We start from the raw sequence: 14,872 nt of genomic DNA on the forward strand, positions 1-14,872 counted from the left end.
ATCCATGCATGATGGAATCCCGGATCTCTTTAATTTTTCTTTATTTATGCCGCATGGAATCTTCCATCCCGCCTGCAGATATCCTCAAACTCCTTAAGCTTCTGCTTTGCCTCCGGACTTAAGTCATCTGGAACCTGAATCCTTACGACGGCGTACTGGTCACCGTGGAGTGACGGGTCTTTTAAGGAAACGATACCTTTGCCGCGGAGACGGATCTTTGTGCCGGAGCGGGTTCCGGCTTTGATCTTGCAGACCACATCTCCATATAACGTGTGGACAAGAGTCTCACCGCCGAAGACGGCCGTAGTGAACGGAACTTCCACATCGCTGTAGACATCCATGCCCTTTCTCGTCCAGCCCGGCTTTTCGCCGACTGTGATCTTGAGAAGCAGATCACCAGCGGCACCGCCGCCGCTTCCCGGCATTCCTTTGCCTGCAAGACGGATGCTCTTTCCGGTCTCGATACCTGCCGGGATCTTAACCTTCAGCGTCTGCGGCCTGCTGCCCGGCTGGTTCGGATTCTGGATCGTGATGGTCTTTTCGCAGCCATGAACGGCTTCATCGAAGGTTATCTGAACCTCCGCATTTAAGTCGTTGCCGCGGTCAGAAAATCCAGAACCGGAAAATCCATTTCCGCCGCCAAAGCCATGGAAGCCGGAACCGCCAAATCCAGCGCTGCCAGACCTTCCTTTGCCGCCAAACATATTTCCAAACAGATCACCGAAGATATCATCCCCGTCACCGCCCTCAAAATGGAATTCATGATACGTTCCATCTCCGGAACGGAAGGATCCGGACCGGTATGCTCCGCCGGCACCGTTTCCGAAGCCGCCGAATCCGCCAAAACCACCGGCACCTGCTCCAGCGCCCTGTCCGTAACCTGTCGTCTCATCAAAAGCAGCATGTCCAAACTGGTCGTAGAGTTTCTTCTTCTTCGGATCACTCAAAACGTCGTAAGCCTCATTTACATCCTTAAACATCTGCTCCGCCGTCTTATCGCCAGGATTGGAGTCCGGATGATACTTCTTTGCCAATTTTCTATATGCACGTTTAATTGCCGCAGCATCCGCATCTCTCGAGATGCCCAGCACATCATAATAATCTCTCTTTGTCGATGACATATTCACCACCTCGCTGTTCTATCTGTAATGTAACATATCTAATTTTCAATGTCAAGGGAGGTATGTGAATTTTTTGTGATATTTAAAGATCCCGCCGAAACCTTCCTCCGTACAATATCTGTACGTTCTGGCTTTTAGCGGGATCTTTATTTTTCAATATTTTCTTTGTTATTCTAATTATTCCTATTTTTCAAAAATCTGTCTAAATTCCTTCACCTGGGTCCGACCGATGGGCAATGCCTCAGCATCATAATACTTCATCTTCACACAATATCCATTATTGTAGCTCACCTGCATCTCCTTCACATAATCCAGATTGATCAGGTAGCTCTTGTGGATCCGGAAGAACCGGCTCTTTTTCAGGTGAGTCTCATAATTGTTCAGTGACTCGTTCTGCAGATAGAAGGATCCGTCCTTCATATGGATCTTGCAGGAATGCTTTTCCGTCTCAATGAATACGATATCTGCCACATCAACGACCTGAAAGCTGGAGCCCGTGTTCACCATGATCTTTCCGATTTCATATCCGGGACCGGCGGCCTTTTCCTTTATGTGTTCATGGATCCGCTCCATCGCCCGTTTGACGCGTTCATAGTCAAAGGGTTTTAAGAGATAATCCACCGCCCCGATCTCAAAGGCCTTTACCGCATATTCCTGGAACGCAGTGGCAAAGATGAGCAGCGTGTCCGGCTGCTTTCTCTTTATCATGGATGCCAGCGTAGTGCCGTTCATGCCGCCCAGATTGATATCCACAAAACACACATCAAAGGTCTCATTCTCCAGCATTGCAAGAAATTCTTCGCTCCCGTCGGCCTCCGCGATCTCCGCATCCGGCTCACACTGCTCCACCAGATATTTAAGTTCGCTTCTTGCCGGGCGCTCATCGTCAACTACTGCTATTCTCATACCTCATGCCTCCCTTGTTCTGTCAAAAACTCCGCTGTTCCAAACAGCAGGCTGCTGTCATCTGCTCTTCCGGAAGATCGTCAGCCGATCGTTTTCTCCTGCTGTGCGCTTCCAGCCGCGCTGTCCGGAATATTCATCCGCACGTCCGTCCCTTCTTCACTTGTCACGATCTGGAGTCCGTAGGACTTTCCGTATAAGGAGATCAGTCTCTGCTGCACGTTCATCATTCCGATTCCTGTGTGTTCCACTTTTTCCCCGCCGTACAGGCTCTGGACGATCCGGTAGTCCATTCCCGGTCCGTTGTCGATCACATCGATCCTCGTGGATCGTTCCTCCCGTTTTACGTTTACGATGACCTTTCCGACTCCTTTTTCCCTCTGCATTGCCCCGTGATGGACCGCATTCTCCACGATGGGCTGTAAGATCAGGTTCGGCACGCAGCTTCGCAGCGCCTCCGGATCCGCATTGATCTCGATCGAGAGACGTTTTTCAAACCGCGCCTCCTCAAGCATCGTATAGGCTTTTACATGCTCAAGTTCCGTGTCAAGAGTTACCATATAATCGGTATCCTCCAGCATGCTGCGGAAATAGGAGCTCAGTGCCAGTAAGAGCTCTCTCGCCTTCTCCGGCTTTTCCCGGCAGAAGTAGGAGATCGTATTTAATGAATTGAACAGGAAGTGCGGATTGATCTGGGACTGCAGGGTCCGAAGCTCCGCTTTTCTCAGCTCTTCCTTCTGTTTCTCCATCTCCGAGAGCTTGATCTGCATCGCGAAGTGGTTCGCGAGTCCCGTGACAAATTCAATGTCCGCTCGATAGGAATATGCATTTTTCTTCACCAGCATCACAAGCGCCAGAACCTTTCCCTCATCGAGGAGGATCGGCGCAGATATGATCACATTCTCCTTATAAAGAGGATAAAATCCGTCCTCCGGTAAAGGCACGCGGCTGATCCTCGTCGTCTTGAAGGTCTTTGTCGCGGATAAAAGTCTCGGATAATTGTTCTCTGTGAGAACGATACTGGAAAATGCCCCGCTCCTTGCCAGAAATTTCATATCATCGATCAGTGCCGCACCCTGACAGTGGTACTCTTCCATAATAATGTCGATGATCCTTCCCGCCGTCTTCCGGTCATTCTCCACAGAGCCAAGATACGGGGTACACCGCTCGGCGGTTCTCATTGCGAGGGAGACCTTGGACGCAACCTTCAAGTCCTCCGTGTTGAAGATCGATTTAAAAACATTAAAGAAGATCACCATGCCGACGGAATTGATGATCACCATCGGAACGATCACGATCTTTACGATCTCAACGGCCGCATCAAACGGACGGGTAAGAAGCAGGATCAGAACAATATGGATCATCTCGGAAATGAACGTGACTCCCAGCAGAAACGTGTTCGAGTACTGGCGGTTTTCCTTCTTCTTCCAGCCGATAAAGGAACCGATGATCCCGTGGATGATCGCGGAGAGCACACAGGCCACCGTGGAGATCCTTTCTGGAAAGATCAGATACCGATGGGCCGCCGCGATCACTGTCGTGATAAAGCCCGAGACAGGACCGCCAAGAAATCCGGCGGACAGAACACCGATCACCCGGGCATTCGGCAGCGCCCCTGTCACCTGGATCCCGATGTAATCAGAGATGATGCAGAAGACGCCGAAGATCACGCCGAGAAGCACCTTTTCCCAGATCCTCTGCCAGACACTCTCCCCTCTTCCTTCCTCACTTCCGCCCTCTTCATTTAAGAGAAGTCTCTGGACAAAGTCCATCTTCGTCATCATGAAGGCGAGCACTACCAATAGGCAGATGTTAAAGCAGATACTGTAAATAACATCAAGCAGCATGTTGTTTCCTCCTGTCTCTGACGATCCCTGTTTTTCTATATCTGTCCGCAGTGGTTATTGCAATCTGCGCAAAACCTCCATTTCGGAATGTCTGCGCGTAGCATGGATCACAACTGTCTGACGCCTGACCCGGCGTGTTTTAACGGACACATATAGAAAAACAGGGACCGCCGCAGTAAATTTTCTGCAGCAGTCCCTGTGTGTTCACCGGTTATCTATGAAGGTCTACACTGCCGCCGGTGCACTCTTCTTTGCAGCTGCTTTCTGGAATACGAATACAACTGCGCAGATCACGATACCTGCGATATCTGTCACAAGACCGCTGTCGATCAGGAGATAAGCGCCAATGAGGCTGGCAATTCTCAATACGATGTTGACCTTTGTGAACAGGAAACCTTCGACTGCTGTACTGATTAAGAATACACCAACTGCAGCAGTTACTGCAACCTGAATCGCTTTTGCAAGCGGAGTATCAAGCAGCAGAAGGTCTGTATTGTATACAAACATGTACGGAAGAATGAATCCTGCAAGCGCAAGCTTTACGGATGCCCATCCTGTCTTCATCGGACTTCCACCTGCGATACCTGCTGCCGCAAAGGCTGCAAGGGCAACCGGCGGTGTCAGGTTTGCGAACATTGCGAAGTAGAAACAGAACATGTGGGCAACCAGGGCCGGGATACCAAGCTGTACCAGAGCCGGAGCTGCGATCGTGGAGGTAATGATATAGGACGGGATACTCGGAAGACCCATACCTAAGATCATGCAGGTGATCATTGTGAATACCAGTGTGAACATCAGGCTCTTTCCGCCGATGCTGATGATGGTATTTGCCATATTCAGAGCGAAACCTGTGATCGAGCAGGAACCAACGATGATACCAACGCAGGCGCAGGCGATCGCTACGGATACGGTAGACTTCGCGCTCGCTACCATCGCATCAAGAATATCCTGGAAGGTCATTCTCGTATTCTTTCTGCACTGCGCCACGATGATCGTGAATACGATCGTATAGAACGCAGCCATGATAACCGTCTTTCCGGAGAAGAACAGCATGTAAACGAGGAAGATGATCGGGAGTGCCAGATGACCGTACTCCTTCATGACCTGGGACATCTTCGGAAGCTGATCCTTCGGGGTTCCCTGCATTCCCATCTTCTCAGCCCTCATCTGGATCTGGAACAGGATGCCCATGTAGTAGATGACTGCCGGGATGATCGCGGATAAAAGAAGTTCGTTGTACTTCATGCCAAGAGTATCTGCCATGATGAATGCGGCAGCACCCATAACCGGCGGCATCAGCTGTCCGCCGACAGAACCGGTCGCAACAACGGCACCTGCGAACTCGTCGTCATAGCCGGATTTTTTCATAAGCGGGATCGTGAAGGAACCGGTCGTAACAACGACGGCTACAGCTGCACCGTTGATCATTCCGAGAAGACCGGAAGCAACAACTGCTACCTTTGCCGGGCCGCCCTTTGTGCCGCCCGCGATGGCGTTCGCGAAGTCATTGAAGAACTGACCCATGCCACACTTGTTCATGACTTCACCGAAGGCAATGAAGAGGAAGATGTAGGTGGACGCGACGTTGACCGACGATCCGTAAATACCTTCCGTGTTCGAGAAGAAGTGGCTCATTAACTTCTGCCATGTATATCCTCTGTGGAGGAAGATGCCCGGGACATCGATCGGGATGAGTCCCTGCTTCGTGCCCATTAAGCTGTAGATCATAAAGATAATGGAGATAATCGGGAGAGCCATGCCGCAGACACGTCTCGTTGCCTCCAGAACGACCAGGGTTAAGAGGGTACCGATCACGACATCCATCATGTCCGGCTTTCCGGCACGGTTGATGATGTTTACATAATCTACGCACATATAGATCGGAACTGCGGCTGACAATGCGATAAATACATAATCATACCACGCAATCACTTTGCGGCTCGCTTTTTTCGTAGCCGGATAAAGCATGAAGGCAAGAATCAGGATCATGCCGACATGGATGGAACGATGTTTTAATGTTTCCGGCATGTAAAGACCGGATGCGAAAACCAGATGATATAAGGTAACGATGATCGCGAATACCCGGTAAGCTTTCTTTAATACCGGGGACCCGAACTTTCTCGTCTTGCTCTCTTTATCAAACTGCTCGAGGAGTTTCTGTTTTTCTTCCTCGCTCATCTCTGCTTCCGCTGTACTGGGGACGATGTTTTTCTCTTTTTCGCTCATACAGATTTCCCTTCCTTCGTTGTCAGAGTTGTTGTCGGTGTTTCTTCAGCAGTTTCCTTTTCTTATTTTTCAAAACCATTCCGGATCCTCAGCACCATTTTTACGTGATGCGGCATGTCAGAACCCTGAATCAGGAGCTCGCCATTCACCTTGATGTTCTTCAGGGCTGTCTGGGAATTGATCCAGTTGAACTGCGGAAAGACGCTTTCGATCTCATCCATGTAGACGAGTCCGTCTTCGTAGCGGTATTTGCAGTCCATCTCTGCCGGAATTCCGGCACCGAAGCCCGCGACCGCGATGGTGTGGAGAATGAAGCTTCCGTCTTTCTGTATCTCGTAATACTCGTACCACGGAATATGCTCAAAGGAATGTTCCCACTGGAAGGAAAGCTCGTCACCGGTCTTTACCGGAATCTCCCGGTAAACATTTCCGGTTTCAAGCTCTTCGATCACCAGAATTTTTTTCTGCTGCCGTGCGAACACGGCAGCAGAGATTGCTGTGATTACCAGAAGAACCGGAATCAGGATTTTTAATTTAGTTCTCAGGAGTCTCATAACCGTGATCCTGCCACCACTTCGCAGCACCGTCATGAAGCGGGATCTTTACATCGTCAACACCGAAGGAAACATCGATGTTCTTGTCTGCTGTGTTGTGGGATGCCTTGATGGTAGCGATTCCATCGTCGGAGAAGATGCAGTCAAGCATATCGTAGACCATGTCATCGGATACGTCCTTATTTACAAGCATGATATTGTAAACGAATACGCTCTCCACGTCCTCTTTGTTGTTGTATGTATTGGCCGGGATCGTGCTTGCGGAGAAGAACGGATACTTCTCGATCAGGTTATCTCTGCCTTCGCCGTCGATCGGAACGATCACCATATCGTAGCTGAATGCCAGCTCGCTGACGGTTGCGTTCGGAAGACCGGAGGTAACGAATGCCGCGTCGCACTGACCGTTTTTCATCTGGTCGATCGCTTCACCGTAGGATAAGTAGTCAACATCACTATCCTCATATGTCATGCCGTATGCTTCATAGATCATTCTCGCATTTAACTCAACACCGGAGTTCGGAGCACCGATACCGACTCTCTTGCCCTTTAAGTCCTCAACGCTCTTGATGCCTGTGCTTGCCACGGTTACGAGCTGTACGTAGTTTGGCCAGAGTCTCATCATGGCTCTCAGATCCGGCTCTGCCTTCTCAAACGCACCAAAGCCCTCATAAGCCTGTACGACGGAGTCCTGCATTGCGATCGCAAGCTCTGCCTCACCGTTTAAGATCAGGTTGATGTTCTCAACGGAAGCGCCGGTTGCCTGTGCGGATGTCTTATATCCTGCATTTCCTAATGCGGTTGCAAATGCGCCGCCGATCGGGTAGTAGATACCACTCGTAGGACCGGTTGCGACTGTGACAAACTCTTTCGCCCTGTCAATGCTCACGGACGTGCTGCCTGCCTCTGCGCTGGAACCATCCGCCGCTTTCTCAGTTACGGCTGCCGCTGTTGTGTCAGCTGCTGCTGTTGTAGATGTACTGCCGGAGCTGCTGCCGCATCCTGCAAGAGCTGCTGTCATTGTGAGTGCCATAGCTGCTGCTGTGATTCTTTTCACTAATCTCATACTGTTTACCTCTCCTTCTTTTTGTTTACCCGTAACGCCTGTTACCCGCAGGCTGTTACAATACCCACTTTCCAAATGCTTCATATTATTTATAAATATTTCACATTTCATGTCTAAATTTTAACGTAAACCTGACTATGGCACAATGGGGTTCGTGCAAACTGCACAAAATCGTGTATGAATGGTAAAAATTGGCGTATAAAATGCAGGAATAAAACATGGTTTCCGGAAAAACGTCTGTTATTTATTTAACGGGTCTTTGCGCGATTTTCCGATCCATCGATGCTGTTTCTCAGTTTCCGTGAATTGATCGTTCCTATTAATACGTTGCTTTAAATTTCGAAACTTTAACGCGTGCAAGTGTTGACTTTTCTTTCTTCCATATATATACTAGGAACATAACCGCAAAACGACAAAGAAGAACATTTAAAATAAACAGGGGGAGTTATCCATTATGGGAGCAATCGTAAAAGTAAGAAATGTAAAACTCGGTGACGGGATGCCGAAGATCTGCATTCCGGTTACGGATACAAATCTTGATGACCTGAAAAAATCTGTAAACCTGATCCGAAATACTCCGTTTGACCTGATCGAATGGCGTGCGGACTTCTACACCGGTATGGAAGATCCCGAAGTCCGGATTAAGGCAATGACTTTATTTCGAAATGCTTTAGGGAATATTCCGGTGCTCTTCACGATCCGTACCAGCGTGGAAGGCGGAATGATGGAGATCGATACGGAGAGCTACACAAAGACGATCCTCGCCGTGATCGACAGCGGTCTCATCGATCTCGTTGACGTGGAACTCTCCCGCGGGGAAGACACAATGAAGACGATCGTCGCGGCCGCCCACCGGGTCGGAGTAAAAGTTGTCGCCTCCCGCCACGACTTCACGGCAACACCGGACAAAAACATCATCGTGAACAATCTCTGCCTGATGCAGTCTCTCGGCGCCGACATCGTAAAATTCGCAGTTATGCCGCAGTGTGACCGCGATGTCCTTACACTTCTCGACGCAACACTGACAATGAAGGAGGAACACAATGAGACGCCGGTGATCACGATGTCCATGAGTCCTTCCGGAGTGATCAGCCGTATCTGCGGACAGCTTGTCGGCTCCTGCGTGACCTTCGGAACGGCCGGAAAGGCATCCGCACCCGGACAGATCCCTGCAAACCTGCTGAGCACCTTTTTAAAGACGCTTGCATAAAAAATGAAAAGCTCCCGTCCCCGGACATGGCACATCCGGCGGCGGGAGTTTTTCATAGGGTTTTCAACGAGTACCTGAAATTCATCGGTGTCGATGAGTATAAGACACTGATTTCCAAATATCTGTAATCGTAACTGTTCAGTACCCTCACACCTACAGAAATCTCCCCCGGAGATTTCCTTCGGACGCATGGCAAGTTACGAGCAAAAATCCATTTAAAATCGGCTTTGCCGATGGGATTTTTGCCTTCAAGCCTGTGTTTTATTACGGTCAGCGCAGCAAGTGCGCAGACCTACTGAATAGTTACCTATATTCTTTTAATGCCCCTACCTTGTGAAAAGGAAACGGCTCACCCATTTTTCGGGTGGGCCGTTTTCTTTTGTTCCATTCTTCAGATTCTGTACCATTCCGGTCTCCGTGTGGAAAGATACGGAACTTTCTTTTTCAGCTTTTTCGCCTCAGAAAGATCGACTTCACACACCAGAAGCTGCTCCGTATCGTCCGCTTTCGCTAGAACACTTCCATTCGGATGGATCACGATGGACTCACCGGAAAAGTCCATCTCTCCCTCCTCTCCGACGCGGTTGCACATTGCGATAAACACCTGATTCTGCATTGCCTGCACGCGCATCTCCCACTCAAACATCTCCATCGGCTCCGCCTTTGTATTTGCAGTAGGAACGATGATCAGATCTGCTCCCATGAGTGTACAGGTCCGAATGCTTTCCGGAAGATGGCGGTCATAGCAGATCACGATCCCGATCTTCCCGAACGGCGTGTCAAAAACCTTAAATCCATCATCGGATGGTGCATAATAATCCTGTTCATAAAACTGTTCTGCCTGAGCGATATGGACCATTTTTGCGACATCCAGGATCCGGCCGTCCGGTCCGATCCACAGGGAGGCATCATATTTCTGGTTTTCAAGTTTTAAATAGACATTCGGCGAAAGATAATACTGATGTTCTTTTGCTTTACCGGCAAGTTCCGCGATCTCCTGCCCGTTTTTTTCCATGACATACATTTCAGCATCCTGCTTTTCATATTGCGGAAAAAACGGGGACAACTGGATCTCCGGGAAAAAAAGAAGATCACAGTCCTCTGCCAGATCACAAAATTTCAGGCTTTTCTCCAGGTTTTCCTGTACATTTCCGGTCATACGCATCTGCGCAAGTGCGATTTTCATGCTTTTCCTCCTCATGTATCATTTTTTTCATTCTATCACCTTGAATATGCCGTGGCAAGAACCCGGGCAACGGCAAAGCTGGCAAAGCTGCGATTTTTTTCCGGAGTATTTTTCAGGAACAAATGTTCGATTTTTACTGGACAATCGAACAGATGTGTGCTATACTCGTTTTACGAAATCGAACAAATGTTTCTATTGATTTTTCATAGACTTACAGAAAGCGGGGAATCCGGATGCTGATTGGATTACATGTAAAGAATCTTGCCCTGATCGAACAGGCAGATGTAGAATTTGGAAACGGTTTAAATATTCTGACCGGTGAGACCGGAGCCGGAAAATCAATTATTATCGGCTCTGTCGCTCTCGCGCTGGGTGCAAAAGCATCAAAGGACATGATCCGCCGCGGTGAGGACTATGCCTATATCGAGCTTACCTTCTCCGTCGACGATGAGAAAAAACGTGAAGAATTAAAGTCGATGGATGTATATCCGGATGATGACGGACTTCTCATTATCTCAAAAAAGATCACTCCGACGAGAAGTATCAGCCGGATCAATGATGAAACCGTAACGACAGCCCGCTTAAAGGCTGTAACCGGAAAACTTTTAGATATCCACGGCCAGCATGAGCACCAGTCTCTCCTTCACAGGCAGAAACATCTGGAGATCCTCGACAAATATTCCCGGAAAGAAACAGGGATGCTGAGAAGAGAAGTCGCGGAAAGCTACCGGAAATATCTGGAATTAAAAGGAAAACTTGACGGATTTTTTCTGGATGACGAGAGCCGGAAGCGGGAACTCGACTTTATCCGTTTCGAGATTACTGAGATCGAGAACGCCGCTTTAAGACCGGGGGAAGAAGAAGAACTGGCCGCAAAGTTCCGCAAATATGCCCACAGCCAGAAGATCATGGAAAGTCTTCAGGCCGCATACCAGGTTCTTGACAGCGATATGATCGGCCGGGCCTGCCACGAGGTAGAAAATGTCTCCTCCTACGATGAACGGCTGAGCGGGATCGCATCCGGTCTCTCCGATGCAGAAAGTATCCTGTCCGATCTCTGCCGTTCGATCTCCGGCTATCTGGATGAGATGGAATTTTCCGGGGAAGACTTTCAGCAGACGGAAGAGCGTCTCGATCTGATCCGCCAGATGACTGCGAAATATGGCTCAACCGAGGAGGCAGTCCTGCGAAGTCTTGATGCAAAGAAAAAGCGCCTGGAAGAACTTGAAAATTATGAAGAACTGGCCCGCGCCGCAAAGGCAGTCTTCGAAGAACAGAAACATGTCCTCGCTCTTCTCTGCGGGCGCCTGTCCGAAGAGCGGAAAAAAGCCGCAAAAGTTCTCGAAAACCGGATTTCCGAGGAACTCAGGGATCTGAATTTCCTCCATGTGGAATTTCAGGTCGATGTCCACCGCACAGACCACTACACGGCCTCCGGCTCCGACGAAGTGGAGTTTCTGATCTCCACAAACCCTGGAAGTATCCCGCCAAGACCGCTCGGCGAAGTCGCATCCGGCGGTGAGCTCTCAAGGATCATGCTGGCGATCAAGACCGTCCTCGCCGATACGGACGATATCCCTACCCTGATCTTCGATGAGATTGACACCGGAATCAGCGGAAGAACTGCCCAGAAAGTATCGGAACGCCTGTCTTACATCGGAAGAAAGCATCAGGTTCTCTGCATCACCCACCTTCCTCAGATCGCCGCGATGGCTGATACGCACTTTGAAATCAGGAAATCGGTGCAGAACGGAATGACTTCCACTAAGATCCAAAAGCTGAATGAGCAGGAACAGACCGGCGAGCTTGCGAGACTTCTCGGCGGCGCGGAGATCACGGAAAAAGTCCTTGAAAATGCGGAGGAAATGAAGCGGCTGGCAAAAGAGACAAAAACCCATCTCGATTCCCGGGATTGTTCTGTTGTCTCCAATGACGTTTCTATGCTTCCGGCAGCCGGATGAATCTGCAGACGCATCGTTACAGAACACGGGCACTCCATGCCCGCGTTCTGTAACAGGATTTTGCCGATGCTTCGCATTCCAAATCGGCAAAATCCGCGACCGCAACGGTATCATACGGAATTTTCAGTTCAGAAAATTCCTACCCGTGAAAAGTAACGACGCATCTTATATTTTTATAACCGGGATGAATCGACAGAATGAGAAAAAACTGACAGGGTGAATTTCAGAATGTATCACATACTAGGAGAGACAAAAAAGCTGTCTCTCCTTTTTCTCACCTTTTCCGATCTGGACCTTCCTGAATAATCCTTTTGAAAAACGGTGATACTAAAAAGGTACTGGCAGCCTCAATATATGCAGTGCATCAAATAGGCGGTTTCTCCGGTCTGATCTGTGTTTCGGATCGCAACCGGATGATCTCCGCGCCTGTACTGCTGACAGAAACAGACAAGGAGGAAGCTGCCATGATGAAAAAAGAATCGTTTCGCAGGATCCTGATCCGGGTATTCTGGTGTTCTCTGATCTTCACTCTGGGATTTTCCTGGATCTATATCCGGTATGCGGTGCCGGATAAGCTGAATCTGGTCGTCAACGAGGAGGAAGTCTTCCATTTTTCTCTTCCGCCCGGAATCACCTTTGAGAGTGACAGTGAGGAAGTCATCCTGAAAAACTCCTCCGATATTCCAGATGGGATGATCCGGATCGACCGCCCGGATTCCGTCTCCATGTGCGGAAAAAATGAGGGCAGTTACCTTGTCGGAATGAAATTTCTCGGTCTGATCCTCATGAAGGAGATCCAGGTTGACGTCGTCGACAGTTCCTGTGCGATCCCCTGCGGAACTCCTGTCGGGATCTACCTGAGTTCCAAAGGCGTCATGGTGATCGGTACCGGACAGGTGACAAATAAGACGGGAAATGTGGTGGAACCGGCATACGGGCTTTTGAAGTCCGGGGACTACATTCAGACCATCAACGGTGAGACTTTAGAAGATAAGGACGCTCTGGTCGATGCCGTGAACGCGTCCGGAGGAAAAGCCATGATTCTCGGGATCAGGCGGGATGGGCGGGAAATCGACGTGAACATGACGCCTGTCCTGGCAGATGACGGTCACTACAAGCTCGGCGCCTGGGTCCGGGATGATACCCAGGGGATCGGAACGATGACGTATGTTGACATGAATGGCTGCTTCGGCGCTCTGGGTCACGGGATCAGTGACAGCGATACCGGAGCACTCGTGGATATCGACGGCGGCGAGCTCTACGAGACCCAGATCCTGGGAATTGAAAAAGGCCAGACAGGAAAGCCCGGTGTGATGTCTGGCGTGATCTACTACGGAAAAGGGACAAAGTTGGGAGATGTGACCGAAAACACAACGGAAGGAATCTATGGAACTGTAAACCGACATTTTCTTGACTCGCTACAGGCCGACGCGATCCCCATCGGATTCCGCCAGGACATCCAACGCGGGCGCGCGTACATCCGGAGCAAGGTATCCGGGGAGGTGAGAGACTATGAGATCGAAATTCAAAAAGTGGATTATGGAAGTGTGCAAAAAAATAAAGGGCTGGTTCTCAAAGTCGTAGACGAGGACCTCTTAAATCTCACCGGCGGGATCGTCCAGGGCATGTCCGGCAGCCCGATCATCCAGGACGGAAAGCTCATCGGAGCTGTCACCCACGTTTTCATCAACGATCCGACAAGAGGATATGGAATTTTTATGGAGAATATGCTGGGGCATTAACAACAAGCAAAAACACGCTTCGCGAGTTTCCCCTTGTTATCGCGACAGTCGCCAAGGTCTCGCAAGCGCGGACTTTTGCACGTTATTCGCGTAAATTAGATAATACAGTGGTGGTCGCAAAATTTGTGACAACCACTGTATGCAGAAGTAAATTTTCAGTCCTTGTTCCTCCCAGATAACTCCCTTGACACTCTTGTTACTTCCGTCCGGAATATCTTATGTGGGCAGCCGAAATACATACCGAAGAATACTATCTGAATATGATGCGGGCATGGTATTTTGCAACAGCTCTCGCCAAACAGCCGGATGCCGCCCTGCCCTGGCTCACAGAGCGCCGCCTGGATGTCTGGACCCACAATAAGACCATCCAGAAAGCAGTCGAAAGCTTCCGAATCCCACCTGAAATGAAGCAGCAGCTCCGGGAACTTCGCATCCGCTCCTGATGCTTTCCAAATATTTCAGTTGGGCATTGCACTCTGTTTCCCGTTTCATTCGACAAAGCACCCATCATAAACAACAGACCGCCTGCCAAAAAGCAGACGGTCTGTCTCTATCATTCACTCCGTTTTCTTCAACAAACGGCTCTCTTCTATTTTCCTTCCACGATCTTCTTCAGCTTATCCATCAGGATGATCGTGTCATCCACCGTCCGCACGGCACACATGATCGTGTTGTCACCGGCCACGCAGCCGACGATCTCATGGAATCCGATCACATCGAGCGCCTCAGCGACCGCCATCGCCATACCGGAAACGGTCTTGATTACGAGAATATTCTGTGCCATATCCATGGAGACATAGCAGTCACGGAAGATGCGGATGTATTTTTCTCCGAAATCCTTCTGATGCTGCATGACTGCGTAGCACTGGCGTCCGTTTTTCCCCGGTGCTTTTGTGAGCTTTAATTCGCGGATATCTCTCGATACTGTCGCCTGCGTCACATGGTATCCGGCCTTTTTCAGGTATTCCGCCAGCTCCTCCTGCGTCTCGATCTGATATTTCCCAATGAGCTCAACGATCTTACTATGTCTGTCAACCTTCATGTCTTCCGCTGCCCCTT

11 protein-coding genes and 1 pseudogene are annotated in these 14,872 nt (G+C 49.6%); 4 read left to right on the plus strand and 8 right to left on the minus strand.

Going from position 1 to position 14,872, the window contains the following annotated elements; all coding sequences use genetic code 11:
* Positions 1 to 44: 44 nt before the first annotated feature.
* The 6 genes from ACXMYH_RS12125 to ACXMYH_RS12150 form a co-directional block, all read right to left on the minus strand.
* A complete protein-coding gene (locus tag ACXMYH_RS12125; RefSeq protein ID WP_486554979.1) occupies positions 45 to 1,121 on the minus strand; it encodes a DnaJ C-terminal domain-containing protein in 1,077 nt (358 codons plus the stop codon).
* Between the two features lie 183 nt (positions 1,122 to 1,304).
* A complete protein-coding gene (locus ACXMYH_RS12130) occupies positions 1,305 to 2,027 on the minus strand; it encodes a LytR/AlgR family response regulator transcription factor (protein ID WP_486554980.1) in 723 nt (240 codons plus the stop codon).
* An 80-nt stretch (positions 2,028 to 2,107) separates the two neighbouring features.
* Complete coding sequence (locus ACXMYH_RS12135) at positions 2,108 to 3,871, minus strand: LytS/YhcK type 5TM receptor domain-containing protein (protein WP_486554981.1); 1,764 nt, start codon at positions 3,869 to 3,871, stop codon at positions 2,108 to 2,110.
* A gap of 225 nt (positions 3,872 to 4,096) precedes the next feature.
* The gene (locus ACXMYH_RS12140; protein ID WP_118736194.1) at positions 4,097 to 6,097 is read right to left on the minus strand and encodes a TRAP transporter permease; all 2,001 of its coding nucleotides are present in this window, start codon (positions 6,095 to 6,097) and stop codon (positions 4,097 to 4,099) included.
* A gap of 62 nt (positions 6,098 to 6,159) precedes the next feature.
* The gene (locus ACXMYH_RS12145) at positions 6,160 to 6,651 is read right to left on the minus strand and encodes a DUF1850 domain-containing protein (RefSeq protein ID WP_117567550.1); all 492 of its coding nucleotides are present in this window, start codon (positions 6,649 to 6,651) and stop codon (positions 6,160 to 6,162) included.
* Positions 6,632 to 7,714, minus strand: a complete 1,083-nt coding sequence (locus tag ACXMYH_RS12150) for a TAXI family TRAP transporter solute-binding subunit (RefSeq protein WP_243016000.1) — start codon at positions 7,712 to 7,714, stop codon at positions 6,632 to 6,634. The genes ACXMYH_RS12145 and ACXMYH_RS12150 overlap by 20 nt, the downstream gene beginning before the upstream one ends.
* Positions 7,715 to 8,168: 454 nt before the next feature.
* Between ACXMYH_RS12150 and aroD the strand changes: the two genes are divergently transcribed.
* The gene (gene aroD / locus ACXMYH_RS12155; RefSeq protein WP_486554982.1) at positions 8,169 to 8,924 is read left to right on the plus strand and encodes a type I 3-dehydroquinate dehydratase; all 756 of its coding nucleotides are present in this window, start codon (positions 8,169 to 8,171) and stop codon (positions 8,922 to 8,924) included.
* A 391-nt stretch (positions 8,925 to 9,315) separates the two neighbouring features.
* On the opposite strand, the gene ACXMYH_RS12160 is transcribed toward aroD, so the two are convergent.
* Positions 9,316 to 10,110: a carbon-nitrogen hydrolase family protein gene (locus ACXMYH_RS12160; RefSeq protein WP_118530520.1), complete on the minus strand. Its 795-nt coding sequence runs from the start codon at positions 10,108 to 10,110 to the stop codon at positions 9,316 to 9,318.
* Positions 10,111 to 10,343: 233 nt separating this feature from the next.
* Here ACXMYH_RS12160 and recN point away from each other — a divergent pair, with 233 nt between their 5' ends.
* The 3 genes and pseudogenes from recN to ACXMYH_RS12175 form a co-directional block, all read left to right on the plus strand.
* On the plus strand, positions 10,344 to 12,071 hold the full coding sequence (gene recN / locus ACXMYH_RS12165) for a DNA repair protein RecN (protein ID WP_486554983.1): 1,728 nt from the start codon (positions 10,344 to 10,346) through the stop codon (positions 12,069 to 12,071).
* Between the two features lie 464 nt (positions 12,072 to 12,535).
* Positions 12,536 to 13,813: a SpoIVB peptidase gene (gene spoIVB / locus ACXMYH_RS12170; RefSeq protein WP_118530518.1), complete on the plus strand. Its 1,278-nt coding sequence runs from the start codon at positions 12,536 to 12,538 to the stop codon at positions 13,811 to 13,813.
* Positions 13,814 to 14,013: 200 nt separating this feature from the next.
* A pseudogene (locus ACXMYH_RS12175) lies at positions 14,014 to 14,256 on the plus strand (DNA alkylation repair protein); the annotation flags it as partial.
* Between the two features lie 146 nt (positions 14,257 to 14,402).
* Here ACXMYH_RS12175 and argR read toward each other — a convergent pair.
* Entirely contained in the window at positions 14,403 to 14,855 is a 453-nt protein-coding gene (argR, locus tag ACXMYH_RS12180; RefSeq protein ID WP_117470231.1) for an arginine repressor, read from the minus strand.
* Between the last annotated feature and the right edge of the window lie 17 nt (positions 14,856 to 14,872).

This window comes from Pilosibacter sp. NGB245 (assembly GCF_057397225.1).

Bases quoted from the DNA above. Each gene is read 5' to 3' on its own strand.
- ACXMYH_RS12130 (WP_486554980.1), bottom strand. From the start codon at position 2,027: ATGAGAATAGCAGTAGTTGACGATGAGCGCCCGGCAAGAAGCGAACTT.
- ACXMYH_RS12135 (WP_486554981.1), bottom strand. From the start codon at position 3,871: ATGCTGCTTGATGTTATTTACAGTATCTGCTTTAACATCTGCCTATTG.
- ACXMYH_RS12145 (WP_117567550.1), bottom strand. From the start codon at position 6,651: ATGAGACTCCTGAGAACTAAATTAAAAATCCTGATTCCGGTTCTTCTG.
- argR (WP_117470231.1), bottom strand. From the start codon at position 14,855: ATGAAGGTTGACAGACATAGTAAGATCGTTGAGCTCATTGGGAAATAT.
- ACXMYH_RS12160 (WP_118530520.1), bottom strand. From the start codon at position 10,110: ATGAAAATCGCACTTGCGCAGATGCGTATGACCGGAAATGTACAGGAA.
- ACXMYH_RS12140 (WP_118736194.1), bottom strand. From the start codon at position 6,097: ATGAGCGAAAAAGAGAAAAACATCGTCCCCAGTACAGCGGAAGCAGAG.
- spoIVB (WP_118530518.1), top strand. From the start codon at position 12,536: ATGATGAAAAAAGAATCGTTTCGCAGGATCCTGATCCGGGTATTCTGG.
- recN (WP_486554983.1), top strand. From the start codon at position 10,344: ATGCTGATTGGATTACATGTAAAGAATCTTGCCCTGATCGAACAGGCA.
- ACXMYH_RS12125 (WP_486554979.1), bottom strand. From the start codon at position 1,121: ATGTCATCGACAAAGAGAGATTATTATGATGTGCTGGGCATCTCGAGA.
- ACXMYH_RS12150 (WP_243016000.1), bottom strand. From the start codon at position 7,714: ATGAGATTAGTGAAAAGAATCACAGCAGCAGCTATGGCACTCACAATG.
- aroD (WP_486554982.1), top strand. From the start codon at position 8,169: ATGGGAGCAATCGTAAAAGTAAGAAATGTAAAACTCGGTGACGGGATG.